Source organism: Xanthomonas sp. NCPPB 3570 (genome assembly GCF_056725115.1).
Genome location: NZ_CM161513.1, coordinates 3,379,191 through 3,403,640, shown reverse-complemented (window position 1 = coordinate 3,403,640; position 24,450 = coordinate 3,379,191). Strand labels below are relative to the sequence as shown.

Sequence of the window (24,450 nt, the reverse complement as noted above, 5' to 3'; positions counted from 1 at the left end):
GGGGTGCCGTGCAGCGGATCAGTAGTCGTAGCTGACGCTCAACCGCAGCGAGCGCGGCGCCTGGCGCAAGAGTGCCGCGCCGTACACCGGGTCCAGGTTCGAGTTACCCGGGCCTATCTCTGAATACGGATACTTCCATAGCGTGGCTTGGCCGTTGAAGACGTTGAACACGTCCAGGCTGAAAGCCAGTTTGCGGTCTGCATAGGACGGGCGCCACGTGACCCCGAGATCGAGCTGCTGCAGCCACGGCAGGCGCCCCTGGCTGCCGGGAGGCGCCGGCTGGCCCTGGTAGTAGTGGTAGGCGATGCCGTACAAGGTAGGGTCGCTGTGGTCTGGGCCGTAGGAACCCAGCGCACTGAACGGAGACCCGGAGATCAGCTTGAAGTTCGCCGACACCAGCCATGCGGGGTTGATCTGGTAGTAGCCGTAGAACTTGAACTGATGAGTGTGGTCGTTGCTCTGCGGGCCGTTGGTGTGCTCCATCAACTGCGCGAAGTCCCAGGCCTGGGTGGTGGACACCGCGGTCTGGCCGATGCCCGACAGCAACTGGCCCTCGGTGGTGCCGTAGCTGCGCGACCAGGTGTAGTCGAGGCGGCCGTACCAGCGCTGGTCGAACGGATGCTCCAGCGACAGGTTGAGCCCGTAGTAATTGCGCTTGAATTCCGGGAAGCCGAACTGCGCGTTGCTCAGCGGCACCTTGACGTAGTTGCCCGAGGTGTCGACCAAGGTGAAGGTGTTGGCCCGGCCCGGGTTGATCAGCCAGCAACTGACCGGGTTGCTGGCCAGGGTCACCGTATGCCCTTGCGCCGCTGCGGCAGCGAACACGGTATCGCTGTCGCAGTAGTCGTCCACGCCGCTGCGCAGGACGCGGTAGGTGCCCTTGGCGCCATAGACCCAGCTGTCGCCCCAGGCCTTGGTGAAGCCGAGGATGAACTCGTCCTGGAACGAGGGCTTGATGCCCTGCGTGGCGACGGTCTTGGGATCGGGCAGGATGCCGTAGTTGTTGTTGGCCGAGACCGCGCCGGAGATCTGGGTCAGGCCGGTGGGATAGCCGTTGGCGTCGATGCCGCCGTAGGTGTAGTAGGTGGAAGTGGCCAGGGTGGCACCGGCGGCGTTGAACGCCGGGTTCAGCGGCAGCGCCAGGTAGTAGCGGCCGGCGTTGCCGTAGACCTTGAAGCGCGCATCGCCGTCCACGTCCCAGCTGAAACCCAGCCGCGGCGCCCATTGCCCGCTGGTCTGCTTGATGTACGGCGCGCCGTCGCGGTTGTAGTTGGTGAACTGGTCCAGGCGCAGGCCGAGGTTGAGCAGCAACCGGTCGGTGACCTGCCAGTTGTCCTCCACGTACTGCGCACGCTGCGCCGAGCGCACCGAGGCCAGCGCGCTGTAGATGTACTTGCGCACGTAGTAGCCGTCCTGGCCATTGGGGTAGTTGCCGGTGGCCGGTACGAGGTCGGCATTGATCGGTACGTTGGGCTTGGCCTGGCCATAGATCCAGTAGTAGCCGTCGCCCGAGGCCACCGAACCGCGGTTGAGCGCGCGCGCGTTCTGGTTGTCGATGCCGATGGTGATGCTGTGCGCGCCGATGGCGTAGTTGAGATCCAGGCGCAGGTTGTCGGTGCGGTTGCCGCGCGCGGGATCGACCAGCAGCGAGGTGGTCTGCGCGTTGGTGATCGGGGTGCCGCCGGTGTAGGCCGGGTTCTGGAAGTTGGTGCTGGAAAGATAGGTCAGCGCGCCGTTGTAGCTGGGATTGCGGCTGTAGTCGTCGGTGCGTTGCTGGCCGTACAGCGCGCTGAAGGTCAGGCGGTCGGTGAGGTAGCCGGTGTACTTGGCGCTCCACAGGTCGCCGCCGGTCTTGGTGGTGTCGGCATCGCCGCGCAGGATGCCGATCTCGCGCCCGCTGTAAAGATAGTACTTACCGCGAGTGATGTAGCGGCTGGAGGCGCCGGTGATTTCCAGCAACTGGCTGTCGCTGATGTTCCAGTCGAGCTTGGCGTACCAGCTCGGCCGGCGGTACTGGTAGTCGTAATAGTAGTTGCCAGGGGTGGTTTCGCGGGTGCCGTAGAACCTGTCGCCGTCCTGGCGCTGCAATTCGTAGGCGCCGAAGAAGAACAGCTTGTCCTGGATCAGCGGGCCGCCCGCGTAGATGCTCTGGGTGCTGAGCGTGTAGCCGCTCTTGCTGTCCGGGCGGTACAGCGCGCCGTTGCCGGGCGCGTATACGTCCTTCTGCGAGGAGCGCAGCCCGTCCGGCTCCCAGGTCGCCTGGCCACCGAAATGCCATTCGTTGCTGCCGCGCTTGCCGACCGCGTTGATCACGCCGCCGTCGGAACGCCCGTACTTGGCGCTGTAGCCGCCGGTGTAGACCTCCAACTGGTCGATGCTGCCGTAGGGCAGGGTCAGTCCGCCCAGTCCGCGCAGCGGATCGGTGGTATTGAAGCCGTTGATGTAATAGGCGTTCTCCGCGGCCGAAGAGCCGCCGAAGCTGAGCAGCTGCGCGCCGGTCGGGCCGATGTAGGTACCGCTGCCGCTGTTGCCGGCCACGCCGGGCGCCAGTTGCGCGATCGCCTCGGCCGAGCGGCCCAGTGGCAGCCGTTGCAGCTGTTCGGCATTGATCACGGTGCGCGAGTCCACGCTGCTCACGTCGATCGCGGCGGCGGCGCGGTCGGCGCTGACCTGGACACCGGCCAGGCTGGTGGTGGCGGGGCTGAAGGAGACTTCGGTGACGCCGCCGACGGTGAGGCCGACGCCGTCGCGGCTGCCCAGCACGCTGCCGTCGGCGCCCTTGGCGATGATGGTGTAGGTACCCAGCGGCAACTGGCCGACGCTGTAGCGGCCGCGCGCGTCGACAGTGACCTCGCGGCTGAGGCCGCTGTCGCTGCGGACCAGGATGCGCTGGGCATCGGCCGGCGCCTGGCCGGCGACGGCACCGGTGGTGGACTGGGCCTGGGCCGGCGGCAGGGCGAGTGCGGCACTCAGTGCCAGGGCGAGCAGGGCGGGCCTGCGAAGAGAACGATGGTTGTGCATGTAGGGGGCGGCTCGGGTGGTGGTGGGGCGGGGGCACGCCGCGCCGACTCGAATCCGCCCGTCCTGGATGATGCGGTGTGCGCGGTAACGTTCCCCCGCTCCATTAACCTTAATGGGCCGCCATCACAGAAATGCCGCGTCGTCATGTCGGCGGCACCAATGGTTATGTCGTTCGCTGTCGGGCTTCATGGCGGCCGTACCCTCACCCCAACCCCTCTCCCGGTGGGAGAGGGGCTAGTGCGCTTCCTTCTCCCCTCGGGAGAAGGTGCCCCGCAGGGGCGGATGAGGGTCCGGGCGAAGCCTCGTACCCCACAAACATCGCGAGACGCTGCGCGCCGACCCTCACCCCAACCCCTCTCCCGGGGGGAGAGGGGCGATCTGCTCGCCGCTCAGCGATCGTCGACCAGGCTACCGCCGGGCAGGAACACCCAGGTGCGGGTCACCTGCAGGATATCGACGTTGTCGTCGGTGCGCGGCAGCGGCGGGAACGGCTGCGCCAGTTGCACGATCCGCAGCGCGGCGGCGTCGAGCATCGGCACGCCGCTGGAGCGCAGGATGCGGCTGCTTTCCAGGCTGCCGTCGCGGCGCACGCCGACGCTGATCACCACCTGGCCGCCGAGCCGGCGCCGCCGCGCTTCGTCGGGATAGTTGAGGTTGCCGACGCGCTCGGCGCGGTCGACCCAGGCGCGCAGGTAGTTGGCGTAGGCGTACTCGCGGGTGCTGGCGGAGACAAACTTGCGGTTGGGGCGCTTGGCGTACTGCTCCGAGCGCAGGTGCACTTCCGCGGCCAGCCGCGCCATCTCGGCATCGCGCTGTTCGCGCTGCGCGTCCACCGGCCGCTGCGGATCGTCGGTGCGCGGCTGGGTCTGCGCCACCGGCAGCGGTTGCTCGCCGCGCGCGCTGCTGACCACGCGCGGGGTCGGTTCCGGCGCGGCGGCCGCGGTCTGCGCGCGCAGCGCCTGCGGGGCCAGGCCGTCCTGGCGCTGCGGTACCACGCCCGGCTGGCTGTCGCGCGGGCGCTGGGGCTTGTCGTGGTCGCCGCCGCCCTGCTGGTTGGCCTGGGCCAGGAAGTCGGCCTGCTTCGGCGTCAGCGGCGTGCTGGTCTGGCTGAAGATCACGTCCAGGGTCGGCACCAGCGGTGCGTCGTCGTCGATCGCAAAGCCCACGCCGAGGATCAGCAGCCCGTGCACGATCAGCGACAGCACCAGGGTGGCGCTGAGCCGTTCGCGCTCGCCGATGCGCGGCGCGGGCGTCGCGGCGGCCGCGCTCATCGCGCCGGGTAGGCCTCGATGGCGTCGAACAGCAGCCCGGCGATGTTGAGCCCGAACTGCGCGTCCAGTTCGCGCACGCAGGTGGGGCTGGTGACATTGACCTCGGTGAGGTAGTCGCCGATCACGTCCAGGCCGACGAAGCGCATGCCGCGCCGCTTCATCTCCGGGCCGACCTGGGAAGCGATCCAGCGGTCGCGCTCGCTCAGCGGGCGGCCTTCGCCGCGGCCGCCGGCGGCCAGGTTGCCGCGGAACTCGTCGCCCTGCGGAATCCGCGCCAGGCAGTAGTCCACCGCCACCCCGTCGACCAGCAGGATGCGCTTGTCGCCGGCGCTGATGTCCGGGATGAAGCGCTGCGCCAGGGCCAGCTTGCGGCCGCCGTCGGTCAGCGTCTCCAGGATCACGTTGAGGTTGGGGTCGCCGGTGCCGCTGCGGAAGATCGAGCGCCCGCCCATGCCGTCCAGCGGCTTCAGCACCGCCTGGCCGTGTTCCAGCACGAAAGCCTTGAGCGTGGCGGCGTCGCGGCTGACCAGGGTCGGCGGGCAGCATTGCGGGAACAGCAGGGCGGCCAGCTTCTCGTTGAAGTCGCGCAGGCCCTGCGGGTCGTTGACCACCTGCGCGCCGGCGCGCTGGGCCACGCTGAGCACGTGGGTGTCGTACAGGAATTCCGAATCGAACGGCGGATCCTTGCGCATCAGCACCACCTGCCCGGGGCCGAAGGTCAGTTCGGCGAAGGCGTCCAGCTCGAACCAGCCGGCCTTGTCGTCGCGCACCCGCAGCGGCGCGGCCTGGGCCAGCGCGCGGCCGTCGCGCAGGGTCAGCCCGCCGGGGCGCACGTAGTGCAGGCGATGCCCGCGGCGCTGCGCTTCCAGCAGCATCGCGAAGGTCGTGTCTTTGGCGATCTTGATGCTGGCGATGGGATCCATCACCACGATGACATCGAACGGCATGGGGGCACCTGTGGGGCTGAGCGGAAGATGGTAGCGGGTCGGCGGGGGCGCCGCGCACCGGGCGTCCGGCGCGGTCGCACGGTGTCGCACGTGATCGGCCAAACTGTGACATAGTTTGTGCTGTTACGCGGTTCAACGCGGACCCGTCGCGGCGGCCTTGACAGTCGCAGCGGGTCTTGGGATACATGTCGTTTCGCAGCGAAGCCGGATCCGATGAAGCGTCGCGCGCTTGGGGGCAAGTGATGAGTGAAAACACGACTGCGGGTGGGGAACTCGCAGGCTTGCGGGTGATGGTGATCGACGATTCGAAAACAATCCGTCGTACCGCCGAAACGTTGCTGAAGCGCGAAGGGTGCGAAGTGGTGACGGCGACCGACGGCTTCGAGGCCCTGGCCAAGATCGCCGATCAGCAGCCGCAGATCATTTTCGTGGACATCATGATGCCGCGGCTGGACGGCTATCAGACCTGCGCGCTGATCAAGGGCAACCAGCTGTTCAAGGCCACGCCGGTGATCATGCTGTCCTCCAAGGACGGCCTGTTCGACAAGGCGCGCGGGCGCATCGTCGGGTCCGAGCAGTACCTCACCAAACCCTTTACACGCGAAGAGCTGCTGGGCGCGATCCGTACATACGTCAACGCCTGACCAGGGGGAAAGGCAGCATGGCCCGTATCTTGTTGATCGAGGACTCACCGACCGACCGGGCGGTGTTCACGCAATGGCTGGAAAAAGCCGGGCACCAGGTCCTGTCCACCGACAATGCGGAGGACGGGATCAAGCTGGTGCGCGAGCAGGCGCCGAGCCTGGTGCTGATGGACGTGGTGCTGCCGGGCATGAGCGGCTTCCAGGCCACCCGCGCGCTGTCGCGCGACGAGGCCACCCGCCACATCCCGGTGCTGATCATCAGCACCAAGAGCATGGAGACCGACAAGGTCTGGGGCATGCGCCAGGGCGCCACCGACTACATCGTCAAGCCGCCGCGCGAGGACGAGCTGATCGCCCGCATCAACCAGCTGGTGGGCTGACATGCGTTCGCCCTTCGACATTCTCGAGGCCTACGAGCGGCGCAGCCTGGCGCACGCCGTGCAGATGCCCGAACGCGCCTTCGACGACGACGTCTGGCGCGGCGTCGGCTACCGCGTCGGCACGCGCCACCTGGTCTCGGACTTCCGCGAAGTGGTGGAGATCGTGCGCATGCCGCCGGTCACCCCGGTGCCGGGCGCGCAGCCGTGGCTGCTGGGCGTGGGCAACCTGCGCGGCAACCTGTTCCCGGTGGTCGACCTGAAGCAATTCCTGGAAGGCGAGCGCACCGCGCTGCAGGAAGGCCAGCGCGTGCTGATCATGCGCCAGAGCGGCGGCGACGTGGCCCTGACCATCGACGAACTGTTCGGCCAGCGCAGCTTCACCGAGGCGCAGGCGGTGGAGCCGGGCGATCTGGCCCAGGGCCGCTACGCGCACTTCATCGACCGCGCCTTCCGCGGCGACGCCCAGGACTGGGGCGTGTTCTCGCTGTCGCTGCTGTCGCGCACTCCCGAATTCCGGCAAGCCGCCGCCTGAGCGCGCGCGCTGCCTCCGCATCGAAGACCGAGGTCGCATCATGAGTACTGCTCCGGACGCCCGCAAGGCCAGCAAGCTCGGCAGCGTGGGCACGAGTTTCTGGCTGGGCCTGCTGGCATTGTCGCTGGTCGTGTTCGGCGCCAACACCGGCGTGGCCACCTGGCAGGGCAACCGCCTGGCCGGCGCCAGCACCGGCGCGGCCGACCTGCAGGTGCTGTCGCAACAGCTGGCCAACCAGGCCCGCGACGCGGTGTCCGGCAACGCCGAGACCTTCAAGCAGTTCAAGCAGACCAAGGCGAAGGTGGAGAGCACCGTCGCCGAGCTCAACGCGCGCTATGCCAACGAGACCAACGTGTCCGGCCCCCTGCAGGCCCTCGACGCCACCTGGGCGCCGCTGGCCAAGAACGCGCAGCAGGTGGTGGACAGCGAACCGGCGGTGCTGGCGCTGGCCGGCAACGCCGACCGCTTCGTCGGCGGCGTGCCGCAGCTGCAGGCGCAGTTGAACGAGGTGGTGCGCGCGATGACCGTCGGCGGCGCCCCCGCCGCGCAGATCTACAACACCCTGCAGCAGGTGGTGGTGGCGGGCACGATGGCCCGCCGCGTCACCGAAATGCGTGCCGGCGGCCGCGGCGCGGCCAGCGCCGGCGACGCGCTGGCGCGCGACGCGGTGGTGTTCGGGCAGATGCTCGAGGGCCTGCGCAACGGCAACGAGGAACTGGGCATCGTCCCGGTGCGCAACGCCGCCGCGCTGGCCGCGCTGGAGCAGTCGCAGGCGCAGTGGGCGGAAATGAAGAAGGACCTGGACGCGCTGCAGGCCAGCTCGCGCAGCCTGTTCGCCGCCCAGTCCGCCGCCGCGGCGCTGACCGCCGGCTCGGGCAAGATGCTGGAGGACAGCAAGAGGCTGTTCGATGCGTTCTCCGCGTTCGGCTCCGCCCGCGACACCCGCCCGTTCCCGAACTTCTGGCTGGGCGTGGTGTCCGGCCTGCTGTCGCTGCTGTCGATCGTCGGTTTCGTCTGGACCACGGTGCGCAGCCGCAGCCGTGAGCAGGAAATCCGCCTGCAGACCCAGGTGGAATACAACAGCCGCAACCAGCAGGCGATCATGCGCCTGCTCGACGAAATCAGCTCGCTCGGCGAAGGCGACCTGACGGTCAAGGCATCGGTCACCGAGGACATGACCGGCGCGATCGCCGACGCGATCAACTACGCCGTCGACGAACTGCGCCACCTGGTGACCACCATCAACGACACCTCGGCCAAGGTCGCCGTGTCCACCGAGGAAACCCAGGCCACCGCGCGGCAACTGGCCGAGGCGGCCGGCCACCAGGCCGAGCAGATCGGTTCGGCCTCGGTGCGCATCAACGAAATCGCCGCCAGCATCGAGCAGGTCTCGCGCAACTCCACCGAATCGGCGGAAGTGGCGCAGCGCTCGGTGGTGATCGCGGCCGAGGGTGCCGGCGTGGTCCGCGAGACCATCCAGGGCATGGACCAGATCCGCGACCAGATCCAGGAGACCTCCAAGCGCATCAAGCGCCTGGGCGAGTCGACCCAGGAAATCGGCTCGATCGTGGAACTGATCAACGACATTTCCGAGCAGACCAACATCCTGGCGCTCAACGCCGCGGTGCAGGCCGCCTCGGCCGGCGAGGCCGGTCGCGGTTTCGCCCTGGTCGCCGACGAAGTGCAGCGCCTGGCCGAACGCACCTCCGGCGCCACCCGCCGCATCGAAGGCCTGGTGCAGACCATTCAGGCCGACACCAACGAAGCGGTCAGCTCGATGGAGCAGACCACCTCCGAAGTGGTGTCCGGCGCGCGCCTGGCCGAGGACGCCGGCACCGCGCTGACCGAAATCGAGCGCGTGTCCAACGCGCTCAACACCCTCATCAAGAACATCTCCATCGCCGCGCACCAGCAGTCGGCGGCGGCGATCGACATCACCCAGACGATGGACGTGATCCGGCAGATCACCGGACAGACCTCGCAAGGCGCGGGACAGACCGCCGAATCGATCGGCCGCCTGGCGCAACTGGCGGCGGACCTGCGGCGCTCGGTCGCCGACTTCAAGCTGCCGGCGTAAGCAGGCCGGAACCGGGTGGAAGGAAGCGCACATGACGTACCGTGAACAATTCCCGCACTCCGTCGCCGCGCTCGCGCGACACGGCGCGTGCCCGGCCGCGGGGACGCGGCGATGAGCGCGTTGCGCGATGCGATGAGCCATGCCGCGCTGGGCTGGGTCAAGCCGGAACTGGACGAGACCCTGCGCCAGGTCCGCGGCGAGATCGAAGCCTTCGTCGAGGAACCGGCCGACACCGGCCGCATGCGCTTCTGCGCCGGCTACCTGCACCAGGTGCAGGGCACCTTGCGCATGGTCGAGCTGTACGCGCCGGCGATGGTAGCCGAGGAACTGGAACTGCTGGCCACGGCGGTGCAGAACGGCCAGGCGGCCGACCGCGACGAGGCCTGCGCCACGCTGATGCGCGGCACCGTGCTGCTGCCGGACTACCTGGAGCGCCTGCAGGACGGCCACCGCGACATTCCGATCGTGCTGCTGCCCTTGCTCAACGAGATCCGCGCCGCGCGCGGCGAAGCCGGCCTCAGCGAGGGCGCGCTGTTCGCGCTGGCCCCGGACACCGCCGCTGCCACCGAAGCCGAACTGGACCATGCGCGCGGCAGTCTCGCCGGGCGCAACCGCGAACTGCTCGACACCGTCGGCACCGCGATCAAGGAGGAACTGCTGCGGGTCAAGGACGCGCTGGACCTGCACCTGCGCACCGGCGGCGACGTCGCCGCGCTGCAGACCCAGGTCGACGAGCTGGGCAGCGTCGCCGACACCCTGGGCGTGATGGGCCTGGGCGTGGCGCGCAGCGTGGTGGTGCAGCAGCGCGATGCGCTGCGCAGCATCGTCGACGGCGCGCGTGCGGCCGACGAAGGCCTGCTGCTGGATATCGCCGGCGCGCTGCTGTACGTGGACGCCTCGCTCGACGACCAAGTCGCCTACCTGGGCGCCGGCGGCGACGTGCACGACGATGCCAGCGCCGCCGAGGCGCGGCGCACGGTGGAAGTGCTGGCGCACGAGGCCATCGCCAACTTCGGCAGCGCCCGCGAGCACTTCGTCGCCTTCATCGAGACCAACTGGGACCACGCGCGCCTGGACGAAGTGCCGCGCCTGCTCGGCGAGGTCGCCGGTGCCCTGCGCATGCTGGAACTGCCGCAGCCGGCCGACTACCTGGAGGGCGTGCGCCGCTACGTCGCCACCGAACTGATCGGCAAGCGCCGCGTGCCCAGCGGCCGCCAGCTCGACACCCTGGCCGACGCGATGGCCAGCCTCGAGTACTACCTGGAAGCCTTGCGCGAGCGCCGCCCCGGGCGCGAGGAGATCCTCGACATCACCCGCAGCAGCCTGGAAGCGCTGCGTTACTGGCCGCTGCCCGACACCGCGCCGGCGGCGCCGGGCGTGTTGCCGAGCGCAAGCGACTCTGCCGAGTCGGCCGAGGCCGTGCCGCCGGTGGTTGCCGATCGCATGGCCGAACCTGCGTCGCCACCGTCCATCGCCCCGCCGGCCGTGCCGGCCTGGGATCTGGCGCCGGCCGAGACCGCGCCGGAGACGACGTCGCGCACGGAGGACACGCCGTCCGCACCGCAGGCGCCGCAGTGGAGCCTGGCGACGGACGAGCCCGACACCGCCGCCGAACACGCCTCCGCGCCCGCCGACGCTGGCCACGAGCACGAGCACGAGCACGAGCAGGAACGTGTCGCCCCATCGCAGGCGCTCAGCTTCGATCCGGTCGCGGCCGAACAGGACAGCTGGACCGGCACCGCCGAGCCGCTGCACATCAGCCTCGATTCCCTGGTGCTGGAACAGGACGCGCTGCGGCCGGAGACGCCTCCGACGTTCGCGCGGGACGACGATGCGGCAGCCGCGCCCGCCGCCGAGGTCACCGGCTTCGATCCGGTGGCCGCCGAGTACCACGACGAGGCGCAGGCCGATGGCCCGGCTGCGTTCGCCGAGCTTGGCGAACACGACGATCCCAACCTGATCATCGTCGACACGCCCGCCGCTGCAGAAGACACCGCCGCCGCCACGCCGCCGCTGGTCATCGAACTGGAAGACGCGCCGGCATTCGCCGACGCGCCGAACACGGCGGCCGACGAGGTACACACGCTCGACTGGCACGCCACCACCGCCGCGCATGACGAGGAAGCCGCGTCCGCGCTGCCGTGGGATGCGGATGCGCTGGCCGACGCGGGCGCCCACATCGCGCACGGCGAGCGCCTCGACGCGGCAGGAGAGGCTGAGCCTTTCGAGGACTCCGCTGCCGACGCCGAAGACGCCGCGCACGCGAGTCCGACCGAGACCGCGGAGGTTGCCGCCAGCGACGCCGAACACGAGACCGCGCCTCACGCTTCCCTCGATGACCAGGCGCATGTCGATGCCGACCTTGCCGCCATCGGCGAGGACACGCACATCGATGTTGTGGCCAACGCGCCATCGGCGCCGGAGCATGCCGCGCTGGAGTCCGAGGAACCTGCGACGCCCGAACCGGCGCCGGAACACGCGGCCACCGCTGCGCCGGTGTCGGATGCCGAAGCCGCGTTCCTCGCCGACCTGGAGGCTGCCGCCGCGCAGTTCGATGTCACCTCGGCCGCGCGCAGCGGCGAGCCCGCGGCCGCAACGCCCGCCAGCCCGGAGGCGAGCGCCGCGCCTGCCGCCGCGCCGCCCGCCGCCGAGGCCGGTTTCATCGACGGCGATGGCGAGATCGACGACGAGATCCGCGCCGTGTTCCTCGAGGAATTCGACGAGGAACTGGTCAATCTCGGCACGCTGCTGCCGGCCTGGCGCGCCGCGCCTGCCCATACCGAAAGCCTGCGGCCGATCCGCCGCGTGTTCCACACCTTGAAGGGCAGCGGCCGCCTGGTCGGCGCGCGCGTGCTGGGCGAGTTCAGCTGGAAGATCGAGAGCATGCTCAACCGCGTGCTCGACGGCTCGCGCCCGGCCAGTCCGGCGGTGGTGGCGATGGTCGAGCAGGCCTACGCGGTGCTGCCGCAACTCAATGCCGCGCTGCGCGGCAACGGCACGGTGCAGGCCGACCTGGACGCGATCCAGGCCGTGGCCGAGCGCATCGCCGCCGGCGAGGACGCGTTCTATTTCGCCACGCCGCAGGCGAGCGCCGCACCGCGCGCGGGGACGCCGGCGTCGGTGGACAGCGTGCTGCGCGAGATCCTCGAAGCCGAAGTCGCCACCCATCTGGAGACCGTGCACGCCTGGCTGCAGGACGCACCGCAGCCGGCGACCGAAGCGCTGCTGCGCGCGGTGCACACCATGAGCGGCGCGTTCGCGATGACCGACGTGCCGGAGATCACCGCGGTCACCGGCCCGGCCGAGAGCTACGTCAAGCGCGCCTTGGCGTCCGGCAGCGTTCCGACCGCTGAAGGCGTGCGTGCGCTCGAGGAGTCGGCGCGCGCCGTTGCCGACACCATCGCGGAACTGCAGGCGCCGTCGCCGGTGATCCCGCCGTTCACCGAGCTGTCGCAGCGCCTGCGCGCGCTGGTGGAGACCCTGCCGGAAGTGCAGTGGCCGCCGATCGCGCACGACGAGGACGACGAAGACCTGTCCGCGTCGGCACCGGCCGAGGCTGGCCTGGATGAGCAGGCCGTGCAGGCGGTGGAACTCACCGCGGCCGACGATCTGTCGGCGTTCCTCGGCGATGCCGCGCATCTGCACGAGACGCTGCCAGCGGACGAGGCGACTGGCCAGGCAGGCGAGGGCGACGTCGATCGGCAGGCCGCCGACGTCCACGCGGACGCGGCATCTGCGCCGTCTTCGGAAGAGGCCTTGGCGTCGGCGCAGGACGCGACCGCGGTCGAAGCGTTGGCCGCATCGCAGGATGCAAGCCATGTCGAGGAACAAGCGGCCTTGGCGCAGGACGGCCAGCTCGACGAGCTGACCGTGGATGCGCCGCTGAGCGCCGAGCAGCTGTCGGACGATCCGGCACCGGCTGCGTTGGAGACGGAGACGCATCAGGACGCAATCGGCGACGCGATCGCCGTCGATGCCGCGGCCGACACGACGGCGGACGCGCAGGACGTCCAGGCACCGTCGCACGAGAGCGAAGCGCACGATTCCGAGGATCGCCAGGTCGAGGGACACGCCGACGCGACGCAGGACGTGTCCGTCCATGCGCAGGATGTCCAGGCATCCGATCATGCGGCAGCCGACGGCGCTGCCGAAGGCCACGCGGCCGGCGCGCACGCGGACGACACCCAGGATGACGCCGAGCATGCGCACGATGCGCAGGCGCCAGATCACATGGCAGTCGACGGCGATGCCGCGGACCAGGCGACCGAAACGCCGGCCGACGATATCCACGATGCACATGCGCAGGAACCGCAGGCAGCGGATGACGAGGTCGCGCACGACGCCGCAGACGCGCCCGCCGACGATGCCTCTGAAGCGCACGAGCAACAGCTCAACGAGGACGCCCCTGCGATCGGCTTGCACCAGCAGCCGTTGGCGCCGTCGAGCGGCTGGCGCCACGACGGCGTGGCCTCGGCCAACGACGATACCGAGTCCGCCGCCGAGCACGGCGACGCGACACCGGATGCCGCAGCGCATCCGGAGGACGCAACGCACGAGGGCGATGCGGCGTCTCTCGCCACGGAAACGGTGGGCGAACACACCGACGCCGAAGCGGATGCGGAACACGTCGCGCCGACCGGTGGTGCGGGGGATGGCGCGCCGCACGACGCCGCCGCCGAAGCGGAGCACGCCGCACACGCGACGCCGTCCGACGGCGAAGCGGCGTCGGACGCACATCCATCCGACGAAGCGCACCACGCGCCCGAGGACGCCGTCGAGCAGAACGACACGGCCACGGCGGCCGATACCGACACGGCGTCCGTTGGCGATATCCACGAAGAACACCACCAGCACGCGCCGGAGGCCACCGCATCCGCGCCGGACGACACCGACACAGCGCAGGCCGCGGCCGATCCCGCGCGGACCGATCTGTCGGCCGTCGATCTCGGCCCGCTGGACTTCGCCGACCTCGATCGCGAACTGGTCGATATCTTCGTCGACGAAGGCAAGGACCTGCTCGACCACTGCGACCGCCTGATCGCCGAGTTGCGCGCCGCGCCGCAGGACCGCGAAGTGCTCGGCGGCCTGCAGCGCGATCTGCACACGCTCAAGGGCGGCGCGCGCATGGCCGGCATCAACGCCATCGGCGATCTCGGCCATGGCATCGAGTCCTTGCTGGAGGTGGTGGCCGCGCATCGCACCGAACTCGACCGCCAGGACGTGCAGTTGCTGGAGCGTGGCTTCGACCGCCTGCACCAGTTGCTGACCCTGACCGGCAACCACCGCGCGGTGGCGATGCCGCAGGACCTGATCGGCGCGTTCGACGCGCGCACACATGGGCAGGCACCTGCCGCCATCGGCGATGCCGACACCGCCGCCGCGGCGCCGGTCGCGGCGACCGAGGACACGCAGGCTGCCGCCGCCCTGGCGGCCGTGGCGGCGCCGTTGTCGGCACCGCTGCCGGTGGAGGGCACGCTCGACGAAGAGTCGACGATCGCCCGGCCGATGCAGGAACAGGTACGCGTGCGCGCCGACCTGCTCGACCGCCTGGTCAACCATGCCGGCGAAGTGGCGATCTACCGCTCGCGGCTGGAGCAGCAGCTGGGTGCGTTCCGCGGTGCGATGGCCGAACTGGACCGCACCAATGCGCGTCTGCGCGACCAGTTGCGGCGCCTGGACCTGGAAACCGAGGCGCAGATCGTCGCCCGCTACCAGCGCGAACAGGATCAGGCCGAGCAGAGCTTCGACCCGCTGGAACTGGACCGCTTCTCCACGCTGCAGCAGCTCAGCCGCGCGCTCAACGAGTCCGCGGCCGACCTCGGCGGCCTGCAGGGCGTGCTCGACGACCTGGCGCGGCAGTACGACGGCCTGCTGCAGCAGCAGTCGCGCGTCAGTTCCGAGTTGCAGGACGGGCTGATGCGCGCGCGCATGGTGCCGTTCGATGGCCTGGTGCCGCGGCTGCGGCGCGTGGTGCGCCAGGCCGCCAGCGAGACCGGCAAGCAGGTGCACCTGAGCCTGGAAGGCACCCACGGCGAACTCGACCGCAACGTGCTCGACCGCATGGTCGCGCCGCTGGAGCACATGCTGCGCAACTCGGTCGCGCACGGCCTGGAAACGCCCGAACAGCGCCGCGCCGCAGGCAAGGCGGAGGAGGGCAACATCGCCATCCGCCTGCGCCGCGAAGGCTCGGAAATCGTGCTGGAAGTGGCCGACGACGGCGCCGGGCTCGACCGCGAGGCGATCCGCCGCCGCGCCGAGCAGCGCGGGCTGGTCGCCGCCGACGCGGTGCTGTCCGACGACGAGCTGGATGCGCTGATCTTCGCGCCCGGGTTCAGCACCTACGACCAGGTCAGCCAGCTGGCCGGCCGCGGCGTCGGCATGGACGTGGTGCGCAACGAAGTGCGCCAGCTCGGCGGCTCGGTGGACATCCACTCGGTGCGCGGCCAGGGCGTCACCTTCACCCTGCGCCTGCCGCAGACCCTGGCGGTGACCCAGGCGGTGTTCGTGCAGATCGGCGACACCACCTTCGCGGTGCCGGTGGCCTCGGTCAGCGGCATCGGCCGCATCGGCCGCGAGCGCTTCGAGGCCGGCACCGGCGGCTACCGCTACAGCGGCGAGGAATACGCGCTGCACGACCTCGGTTCGCTGGTCGGGCAGGCGCCGGCGCGCGCCGAAGGCCAGGCGCAGGTGCCGCTGCTGCTGGTGCGCGCGGGCGATCTGCGTGCGGCGGTGGCGATCGACCAGGTGCTCGGCAACCGCGAAATCGTGGTCAAGCCGGTCGGCCTGCAGATCGCCTCGGTGCCTGGCATCTACGGCGCCACCATCACCGGCGACGGCCGCGTGGTGGTGATCCTCGACATCGCCCCGCTGGTGCGTCGCTTCCTGGCGCAGCCGCAGCGGCCGGTGGTGGAGGCCGCGCCGACCGAGCAGCGGCGCGTGCCGCTGGTGATGGTGGTCGACGACTCGCTGACCATGCGCAAGGTCACCGGCCGCGTGCTGGAACGGCACAACTTCGACGTGGTGTCCGCGCGCGACGGCGTCGAGGCGCTGGAGCGCCTGGAAGAGCGCGTGCCCGACCTGATGCTGCTGGACATCGAGATGCCGCGCATGGATGGCTACGAACTGGCGACGGCGATGCGCGCCGATCCGCGCTACGCCGCCGTGCCGATCGTGATGATCACCTCGCGCAGCGGCGAAAAGCACCGCCAGCGCGCCTTCGAACTGGGCGTGCAGCGCTATCTCGGCAAGCCTTACCAAGAGTTGGATCTGATGCGCAACGTCTACGACCTGCTGGGGATCGCCCGTGTTCGCGAATGACGGCGACGCCACCTCCACGCCGGTCGCGTTGCTGGCCCGTCCCGGCAAGGCGCGCGAGCGCCTGCGCGAAGCGCTGCACCTGGTCGGCGCGGCGATCGTGCTGGAGGACGACCCGGGTGCGATCGACGCACAGACGCTGTCCGACGCTGCGCCCACGGCGGTGCTGATCGCGCTGGAGCCGGCCATCGAGGACGCGCTGGAGCGGCTGGATACGGCGCTGGCGCTGCCCGGCGTCACCGTGATCTTCGACGAGGCCGAACTGGCCGCGCGCCGCGAAGGCTGGGAGGCGCAACGCTGGGCGCGGCACCTGGCGGCCAAGCTGCAAGGACACCAGGACGTGCTGCCTCCCGGCCGCGAGACCGAGACCGGCCTGCAGCCGGAGCCGGGCCTGCCGGCGACACCGGCGCAACTGCACGACGACGCGCCGATCGGCCTGCACGTCGACGAAGCCGCCGACTTCGCCGAGGCCGCGCCGGAAGACGGCATGTATGCCTGGCAGCCGCCGGCGGACGTCGCGCCCGGCTTCGAGGAGCTGCAGTTCGCACGCGCCGAAGCCGCCGCCAGCGAAGCGTCTGCGCAGCCGGCTGCGCCGCACGTCGATGCGACACCGGCTGCGCCCGCCGCCATACCCGCCGCGCTGCCGGCCAGTGCCTGGTCGCTGGTCGACGACGACGCGCCCTTGCTCGCCGCCGCGCCGCGCGCGCCGCAGCACATCCCGCAGTTCTCCACCGAGGGCCTGTCGCTGGTCGCGCTGGAGTCCGAAGAACCCGCGGCCACGAGCGGCGCCGGTGCAGGCGCCGCCGCGCGCGGTGCGGTGCTGGTGATGGCCGGCATCGGCGGCCCCGACGCGATCCGCCGCCTGCTCGCCGCGCTGCCGGAGAGTTTCCCGCTGCCGCTGCTGGTGCAGTTGCGCCTGGACGGCGGCCGCTACGGCAACCTGGTCAAGCAGATTGCGCGCGTGTCCGCGCTGCCGGTGCTGTTGGCCGAGGCCGGCGAGCCGGTCGTTCCCGGCAACGTCTACATCTTGCCCGACGACGTCGGCGTGCACGGCACCGCCGGCCTGCGCTTCGTCGCCCAGGACGCCGGCGCCTCCGTGGTCGCCGGCCTGCCGGCCGCGCACAGCGCGGTGCTGCTGCTCAGCGGCAGCGACCCACAACAGGTGGAGGCCGTGCTGGCGCTGGCCGCGCAGGGCGCCTGGGTGGCCGGGCAGTCTGGCGATGGCTGCTACGACCCCGCCGCCGGCGCGCACCTGATCCTGCAGGGTCATCCCGGCGGCGATCCGGCGCAACTGGCCCAGGCCTTGACCGCGCGGTGGAGCGGCTGAGCGAGGCGGCACACGCCATTCGCCGCTGCGCCCGCATCGCGCGTTTTTTCCGCTTTCAGGACGAAGTCACTCCATGAGCAGCTACGCCAGCAACGACGAAATCCGTGGTGTCCTCATCCTGGCCGGCAGCGAGCGCGTGCTGCTGCCCAACGCCACCATCGCCGAAGTGATGTCGCGCGTGCCGGTCGAACCGCTGCCCGACGCCCCGCACTGGCTGCTCGGCCAGATCGCCTGGTACGGCTGGAAAGTGCCGCTGGTCTCCTTCGCCCGCCTGACCGGCCTGGGCGCCGAGATCGTGGCCGCCAACAACAAGATCGTCGTGCTCAAGGCCCTCGGCGGCAACCCCGGCTTGCCGTACGTGGCGCTGCTCACCCAATCCTTCCCGCAACTGATCTCCGTCCCCCGCGACGGCCTGCTCGCCGACGCCTCCGAAGAAACCCTCCCGCCCGGCGTGCACATGCGCGTGCTGCTGGGCGAGCAGAGCGCCTTGCTGCCGGATCTGGAGGCGATCGAGGGGATGGTGGTGGAGCGGTTTGCTGTTGCGGGCGTGTAAGAAGATTCCGCTTTGCCTCGAAAAGCAGTCAAGTTTTGAAAGAAAAAAATTGAATGCTTAAATTTGGTGAAGTTAATATTTATTTATTTTATGCCAGGGTGCTTCATGTCGAGCTTTTTGGTTTTTATTGAGCGATTTCGTTGTCTCGAACGCAAGAACAGCTGGGTGGTGAAATTTGCTTTTTCCCTCTTTGCTGTATTTGCATTCAGCGGCATCGCAAAGGCTGATGGCCCTGATGCAAGCTGCGCCAGCAGAACGGATGACTGTTCATATGCTCGAGCGAGTGCGGTCACGGACGGTTGGGTGAAATATTATAGTGATCCGGACCGCTATCCGGCTAGCAACCAACCTTATGTTGTGGAAATTCCTGCGCCTCCCGGCGATGAATTCGCCTCGCAATGCGTGCGATGGAAAAATTACGGAGATAGTTGCTGGTGGATTTCTTATTACAGGGCTAGGACGTTTCCTCCATATCCTGGTGATGTTTGCACTAGTCCTGCGGCAAAGTGCACTCGCGCAATGGCTATGGCGTTTGCCAGAAGGGCAGTTGACTATCATCAACAGAGAATGCCTCAGGTAGGTGCGTACTTTAAGGAATACAAGGAGAATGGCGAAGTTGTAGGGTATTGCTCGCAATGGAGTAATCCAAGTGGGTGCTTTTATCTTGCCTTTTTTTCAAAAATTGATTCGGATTATGATCCTTTGTTGAATCAGGGGCCACCATCATGTCAATCCCCTAAAGTGAGCTGTGGTAACCCGATCAATGTGAGTACCGGAAATAAATATCAGGTGGAGACTGATTGGTTCGGAGGCAATCAGCCAGAGTTCGTGCGTTACTACAACAGTGACCGGGCCGGTTCGGCAAATAGCGACCTGGGCGCTTTCTGGACGCATACTTATAGCCGGAGCATTGAAACTTTCAATGAGGATGGTCTGTCCAAGGCTAGGGTTTATCGGCCTGACGGCAAAGTTGAAGAATTTTCTCTTTCTGCGGAGAAGTGGCTGCCTGTTCCGGGTGTTTTGAGTACGCTCGTTTCTAATGTCGATTCAGCCGGGAGCATAACTGGTTGGACATATGCGGCGTCGGTGAATGCTGATGTCGAGAAATACGACGAATTCGGTAGATTGGTCGAGATTTCCAAAAAAAGTGGCCGTCATTTGGCGGTTGATTACGCATTTCCAGGTGGCGATCAACTTGGAAAGAGGATATTGCAAGTTAGGTCTGACAATGGAAGGCAGCTTTCGTTTCAGTACGATACGCGTGGGTTGATCCTGAGCATCAGCGACGCATCCGGGGAATCTGCCCTTTACTCTTATGACAGTTCAAATTTTCTTGCGTCCGTTGCCAGATCTGAAGGTGTGATCGGCTACGAATACAATAATCCTGACTATACCGGCGGAGTCGATCTTCCAGGTGCATTGACTGGCATCTTTGACGCGTCTGGAGCCAGGTTTGCTACTTACTCCTACGATGGGGCGGGTAGGGCTGTTTCTACTCAGCACGCCGCTGGCGCCGATAAATTCTCTGTCCAATATGGAAGTGATGGGGTTGTATCGGTACAAACAGTGCTGGGCGCCTCGGAGAAAAGAAGTGTTGCCTCTCTAAATGGCGTGAAAAAAGTAACGTCTTTGACTGTGGATTGCACGGGCTGTTCACAGCGTAGTGAGACATATACGTACGATGATCTCGGTAACCTTGACAAGGTCTCGCGTGTTGGTGGAAATTTTATCGATTATGATTACGACTCCCGCGGAGTTTTGACTAACAAGACTGAAGGCTCGGCCACCACTGGCGAAGAATTGCGAACCTCGATCTACCAGATCGATGCCAATCTTGGTTTGCCGTTCACCTATCAACTCATGGAGCGCGGAAAGCTGCTTCTGACAAAAAATTGGACTTACAACGCACGCGGTCAAGTGATCACGGCGTCGGGCACTGATCCGACCACTGGTGCTACACGAACCTCTACTTCAAGCTATTGCGAACAGTCTGATATCGACGCGGGTGATTGCCCGTTGTTGGGGCTAGTGACCTCGGTTGATGGCGCGCGCACCGACGTCAGCGACACCACCAGCTTTACCTATTACCCCACCGACGACAGCACCTGCGCCAGCTCCCCGACCACCTGCCCACACCGCAAGGGCGACCTGTGGAAGGTGACCAATGCGCTCGGCCAGATCACCGAGTACCTGGCCTATGACGGCGCCGGTCGCGTGCTGTCGGTGAAAGACGCCAACGGCGTGGTCACCGACTACACGTACCACCCGCGCGGCTGGCTGACCGCCAGCAAGGTGCGGGGGTCCGACGACAGCAGCGAAAGCGATGACCGTATCACCGCGATCGACTACTGGCCGACCGGCCTGGTCAAGCAGGTGACCCAGCCCGATGGCGCGTTCACCCGCTTCACCTACGATGCGGCGCATCGGCTGACCGATATCGCCGACAACGCCGGCAATACCATTCACTACACCCTGGACAATGCCGGCAACCGCCTCAAGGAAGACACCAAAGACGCCTCGGGCACGCTCAAGCGCACGCTTTCTCGGATCTACAACCAGCTCGGCCAACTGGCCACCCAGGCCACCGCGCAGGGCGATCCGACCGACTTCGGCTACGACGGCAACGGCAACACCAAGACCGTCACCGACGCGCTCGGTCATGCCACCCAGAACGACTACGACCCGCTCAACCGCCTGGCGCGCACGCTGCAGGACGTGGGCGGCATCGCCGCCGAAACCAAGTTCAGCTACGACGCATTGGACAACCTGACCAAGGTCGCCGATCCCAAGGGGCTGGACACCACCTATGCGTACAACGGCCTGGGCGACCTGACCAAGCTCACCAGCCCGGACACCGGCAGCACGACCTATACCTACGACAGCGCCGGCAACCGCGCCACCCAGACCGATGCGCGCAACATCAAGACCAGCTACGGTTACGACGCGCTGAACCGGCTGACCCAGGTCACCTATCCGACCACCAGCCTCAACGTCAGCTACACCTACGACGTCAGCCAGAGCACCTGCGCCAGTGGCGAGACCTACGGCATCGGCCGCCTGACCCGGATGCAGGACGGCAGCGGCAACACCGACTACTGCTACGACCGCTTCGGCGATCTGGTGCGCAAGGTGCAGACCGCCAACGGCAAGGTGTTCGTGGTCCGCTATGCCTACACCAAGGCCGGGCAGCTGAGCCGGCTGACCTACCCGGATGGGGCGGTGGTGGACTACGTGCGCAACGCGCAGGGCCAGACGACTGAGGTCGGGGTGACCACACCCGGCGGCACCCGGCAGGTGCTGCTGAACCAGGCCACCTACTATCCGTTCGGCCCGGTGGCCGGCTGGACCTACGGCAACGGCCGTCCGATGCAGCGTGTGCTGGATCAGGACTACCGCCCGCTGGCGGTCAATGACACCCGCAGCGATGGCCTGGCGGTGGGCTTTGCCTTCGACCCGGTCGGCAACCTCAGTGCGCTGACCGCACCAGGCAACACCGCACCGGTCATCAAACTGGACTACGACCCGCTGGGCCGGCTGACCGCGTTCAAGGACGGCCCGACCGACACGGTGATCGACGGCTATACCTACGACGCCACCGGCAACCGCCTCAGTGCCAAGGTCAATACCACTACCCAGACCTACAGCTATCCGACCACCAGCCATCGCCTGAGCAGCGTGGCTGGTACGTCACGCAGCTACGATGCGGCTGGTAACACCACGGCCATCGGCGGTACGGCGCTGCAGTTTGTGTATGGCGCCAACGGCCGACTGACACAGGTCAAGCGCAGCGGCACCACCGTGGCGAACTACGCCTACAACGGCCGTGGCGAGCAGGTGCGGCGGGTGGGCAAGACCAATACCTACACGCTGTACGACGAGAGCGGCCACTGGCTGGGCGACTACGACAACAACGGTGCGGTCGTGCAGCAGGCGATCTGGCTGGACGACTTACCGGTCGGCGTGCTGGCCAAGACCACGCTGCGCTACGTGCAGCCGGACCACCTGGGTACGCCGCGCGCGGTGATCGACCCGGTCCGCGACGTGGCGATCTGGCGTTGGGATCTGAAGGGCGAAGCCTTTGGCGCCACCGCGCCGGATCAGGACCCGGACAAGGATGGCACCGCCTTCGTGTTCGACATGCGTTTCCCGGGGCAGCGCTATGACGCGCTGAGCGGACTCAACCAAAACTACTTCCGTGACTACGAGCCGGGCACGGGACGGTATGTGCAGAGTGATCCGATTGGGTTGGAGGCCGCAGTCAGTACGTATGCTTATGCATCTGGCGATCCAGGTAGTGCTATAGACCCTATGGGTCTACAGTCGTCGGCTATCTATGGATCAGGTGCTGCAGGTGCTGCAGGTGCTGCAGGTGCTTATGGCGGTGACTATGATGAAAGATTTGAAATAGGTCCCAAAGTTGATTTGGAAGGCGTCGATTCGATGTTTAAAATCGCTGCTTATTCCATAATTTTGACTAGCCCTCATACCTTGATTAGAGGTATGGTTATTTCAAATGTGATCCTCGTTAACTCTGTCAATTCTGATTGTGAGGCTAGTAAGGCTGATTGTTCTAAAGCGATGAAGTTGTTGGCTCAGGTCGACAGGTTGGCGCAGAAGCTGGGCAAGAAGCTCCCTCCGAAGAGAATGGAAGAGCTGCGGCGAAAAATAAATGACGGTACGATTACTAGTAACGATCTGCCGGGTGATATTCAACGTGAATTTCCGCCTGCGTTTCGCGGGAAAAGTTTGAATGAAATTCGCCGTATTTGTGGGGGGCGATGATGATTTCTGTGATAAATTTAGCGGGCAAGTCATTTGATGAATTGATGGGGCTTTTTTTTTGCGAAGTTATTGAGGATGATGATTTTTATGATGTTATTGCTGGTGAGTTAGCGAGGGATCATCGATGCGCATTAGAGGTCATGCTGCCATGCCTTTCTAATAAACGGCTGAGAGCAGGTATCTGTGGCTTGGGGATGGTATCTTCGATCGAGAGTCAGTCGACAATTAAGCAGTTCCTTAATCACGAGGATGATCTAATTGTTGCTGCTGCGATTGATGCGTTAAGGCGAATTAGTCCAGTTGAATGGCCAGTCATTTCTTTGCAGTCGCGGCATGCGTCGCCCTATGTTCGGGGGGCCGCTCTCCGCTATGCGAAGGCGGCACTAGGTAAGGAAGCATTACCGATTTTGATGTCGTTCCTGCATGACAAGGATTCGATTGTTAGAGAGGGCGCAATCGATGAAATGGATGGGATTATCTCGGTTGATGAAGCTCACTTGATAGAGCCTTATCTCGATGATTCAGATGCCAACGTAAGGCTTGCTGCTAAAGCATTGTTGGACTCTTTTCATTAGGTGGGTTGCCTGATGTGCATCGGATACAGCGTATCCAATTAAGCGGACGAAGCTTTCTTTAACGCCAAGAAGGCCATTCAATCCCCATCCCACTCTGCCGCATGATGTAAGGCTAGCGCGCACCGTCCCGCGCTTCTTCCCAACGCCGGAGCCTCCCATGCCGCAACGCCGCCACTTCCTGAAAACCGCCGCCTTCGGCGCCCTGGCCGCCGGGTTGGGCGGTGTGTTGCCGGGCGCGTGCGCCGCCGTGGCCAAGGCGCAAGCCAAGGCCGGCGTCGGCCCCCTGCCAAAGTGCGCGGCAAGGGTGATCTCGACTTGGGACTTCGGCGTCGCCGCGAACTAGGCGGCATGGCAGGTGCTGTCGCGCGGCGGCGAGGCGCTGGATGCGGTGGAGTCTGGGGTGTGCGTAAGCTTGGAATCCTCAATGTCGTTGTACTGTACCCAAAGGGGCTAGGATTATTTCGCATGGATAAGGATTCTGAACAATTACTGCTGGCGGACGCCAAGTGCCTTATTGAGCGTGGCGACTATGCTGGCGCTTATGAAAAGCTCGCTAAGCTCGAGGTAAAGGAGAGTCCAGAGGCTCTATTTTTATGTTCAACCTTTAGCTCCTCTGCTGATGAAAGCGATAATGATTTTGAAGTAAGAAGTCTAAAATTTTTGGCGAGGTCGGCAGAACTGGGCTTCGCTCCTGCCATGTATGCTTTTGCTGTGTGTTATGCCAATGGTGATTTGGTTGGTCAGTCCGATAGCCAGGCTGCATATTGGTATAAGGCGGCTGCCGAGAACGGTAGTGACTCTGCGAGGCTTCATTATGCAATTGCCCTCTTGGGTGGTGTCGGTGTGGCTAAGGATACTGCTGCTGGCTTGAGGTTAATGCAGGAGCTTCTAGATGCTGGAAATGTAGAGGCAGAAGGAATTTTTCCTGAAATTAGCGATCGTTTTCCTGGGTTGCTAATAAGAAGGAGCTTGGGTGGTGCGGCATCTCGGGAAATTCAGTGATTTTGGTGGGGTGGCGCCAGAGTGT

General features: G+C 66.4%; 14 protein-coding genes and 1 pseudogene. 11 read left to right on the top strand and 4 right to left on the bottom strand.

Annotated features, from left to right (window positions below; genetic code table 11):
* Positions 1 to 18: 18 nt before the first annotated feature.
* From AC1PLR_RS14785 to gshB, 3 genes are all read right to left on the bottom strand, one after another.
* Positions 19 to 3,021, bottom strand: a complete 3,003-nt coding sequence (locus tag AC1PLR_RS14785; RefSeq protein WP_420009277.1) for a TonB-dependent receptor — start codon at positions 3,019 to 3,021, stop codon at positions 19 to 21.
* A gap of 389 nt (positions 3,022 to 3,410) precedes the next feature.
* Positions 3,411 to 4,292, bottom strand: coding sequence for an energy transducer TonB family protein (locus AC1PLR_RS14780; RefSeq protein ID WP_481101465.1), 882 nt, complete (start codon positions 4,290 to 4,292; stop codon positions 3,411 to 3,413).
* Positions 4,289 to 5,239, bottom strand: a complete 951-nt coding sequence (gene gshB, locus AC1PLR_RS14775) for a glutathione synthase (protein ID WP_267114500.1) — start codon at positions 5,237 to 5,239, stop codon at positions 4,289 to 4,291. The genes AC1PLR_RS14780 and gshB overlap by 4 nt, the downstream gene beginning before the upstream one ends.
* Positions 5,240 to 5,481: 242 nt before the next feature.
* On the opposite strand from gshB, the gene pilG reads away from it, so the two are divergent.
* From pilG to AC1PLR_RS14740, 7 genes are all read left to right on the top strand, one after another.
* Entirely contained in the window at positions 5,482 to 5,883 is a 402-nt protein-coding gene (pilG, locus tag AC1PLR_RS14770; RefSeq protein ID WP_003472648.1) for a twitching motility response regulator PilG, read from the top strand.
* A gap of 17 nt (positions 5,884 to 5,900) precedes the next feature.
* Complete coding sequence (locus AC1PLR_RS14765) at positions 5,901 to 6,263, top strand: response regulator (protein WP_010343242.1); 363 nt, start codon at positions 5,901 to 5,903, stop codon at positions 6,261 to 6,263.
* Between the two features lies 1 nt (position 6,264).
* Complete coding sequence (locus AC1PLR_RS14760) at positions 6,265 to 6,795, top strand: chemotaxis protein CheW (protein WP_010343241.1); 531 nt, start codon at positions 6,265 to 6,267, stop codon at positions 6,793 to 6,795.
* 40 nt (positions 6,796 to 6,835) lie between these two features.
* On the top strand, positions 6,836 to 8,872 hold the full coding sequence (locus tag AC1PLR_RS14755) for a methyl-accepting chemotaxis protein (RefSeq protein WP_481101464.1): 2,037 nt from the start codon (positions 6,836 to 6,838) through the stop codon (positions 8,870 to 8,872).
* Between the two features lie 111 nt (positions 8,873 to 8,983).
* Positions 8,984 to 16,189, top strand: a complete 7,206-nt coding sequence (locus AC1PLR_RS14750; RefSeq protein ID WP_481101463.1) for an Hpt domain-containing protein — start codon at positions 8,984 to 8,986, stop codon at positions 16,187 to 16,189.
* On the top strand, positions 16,176 to 17,513 hold the full coding sequence (locus AC1PLR_RS14745; protein ID WP_481101462.1) for a chemotaxis protein CheB: 1,338 nt from the start codon (positions 16,176 to 16,178) through the stop codon (positions 17,511 to 17,513). The genes AC1PLR_RS14750 and AC1PLR_RS14745 overlap by 14 nt, the downstream gene beginning before the upstream one ends.
* Positions 17,514 to 17,586: 73 nt before the next feature.
* Positions 17,587 to 18,066: a chemotaxis protein CheW gene (locus tag AC1PLR_RS14740; protein ID WP_420009282.1), complete on the top strand. Its 480-nt coding sequence runs from the start codon at positions 17,587 to 17,589 to the stop codon at positions 18,064 to 18,066.
* Between the two features lie 83 nt (positions 18,067 to 18,149).
* Here the strand turns inward: AC1PLR_RS14740 and AC1PLR_RS14735 are convergent, their stop codons facing one another.
* Positions 18,150 to 18,359 (bottom strand): hypothetical protein, encoded by a 210-nt coding sequence (locus AC1PLR_RS14735; protein ID WP_420009283.1) that lies wholly within the window; start codon positions 18,357 to 18,359, stop codon positions 18,150 to 18,152.
* Positions 18,360 to 18,585: 226 nt separating this feature from the next.
* On the opposite strand from AC1PLR_RS14735, the gene AC1PLR_RS14730 reads away from it, so the two are divergent.
* The 4 genes and pseudogenes from AC1PLR_RS14730 to AC1PLR_RS14715 all read left to right on the top strand — a co-directional run bounded on the left by AC1PLR_RS14730 (position 18,586) and on the right by AC1PLR_RS14715 (position 24,425).
* Positions 18,586 to 22,848, top strand: a complete 4,263-nt coding sequence (locus AC1PLR_RS14730) for an RHS repeat-associated core domain-containing protein (protein ID WP_481101461.1) — start codon at positions 18,586 to 18,588, stop codon at positions 22,846 to 22,848.
* A complete protein-coding gene (locus tag AC1PLR_RS14725) occupies positions 22,845 to 23,423 on the top strand; it encodes a HEAT repeat domain-containing protein (protein WP_481101460.1) in 579 nt (192 codons plus the stop codon). The genes AC1PLR_RS14730 and AC1PLR_RS14725 overlap by 4 nt, the downstream gene beginning before the upstream one ends.
* Before the next feature lie 157 nt (positions 23,424 to 23,580).
* Positions 23,581 to 23,832: pseudogene (locus AC1PLR_RS14720) on the top strand (N(4)-(beta-N-acetylglucosaminyl)-L-asparaginase); the annotation flags it as partial.
* Positions 23,833 to 23,888: 56 nt separating this feature from the next.
* On the top strand, positions 23,889 to 24,425 hold the full coding sequence (locus AC1PLR_RS14715) for a tetratricopeptide repeat protein (protein ID WP_481101459.1): 537 nt from the start codon (positions 23,889 to 23,891) through the stop codon (positions 24,423 to 24,425).
* The last annotated feature ends 25 nt before the right edge of the window (positions 24,426 to 24,450 follow it).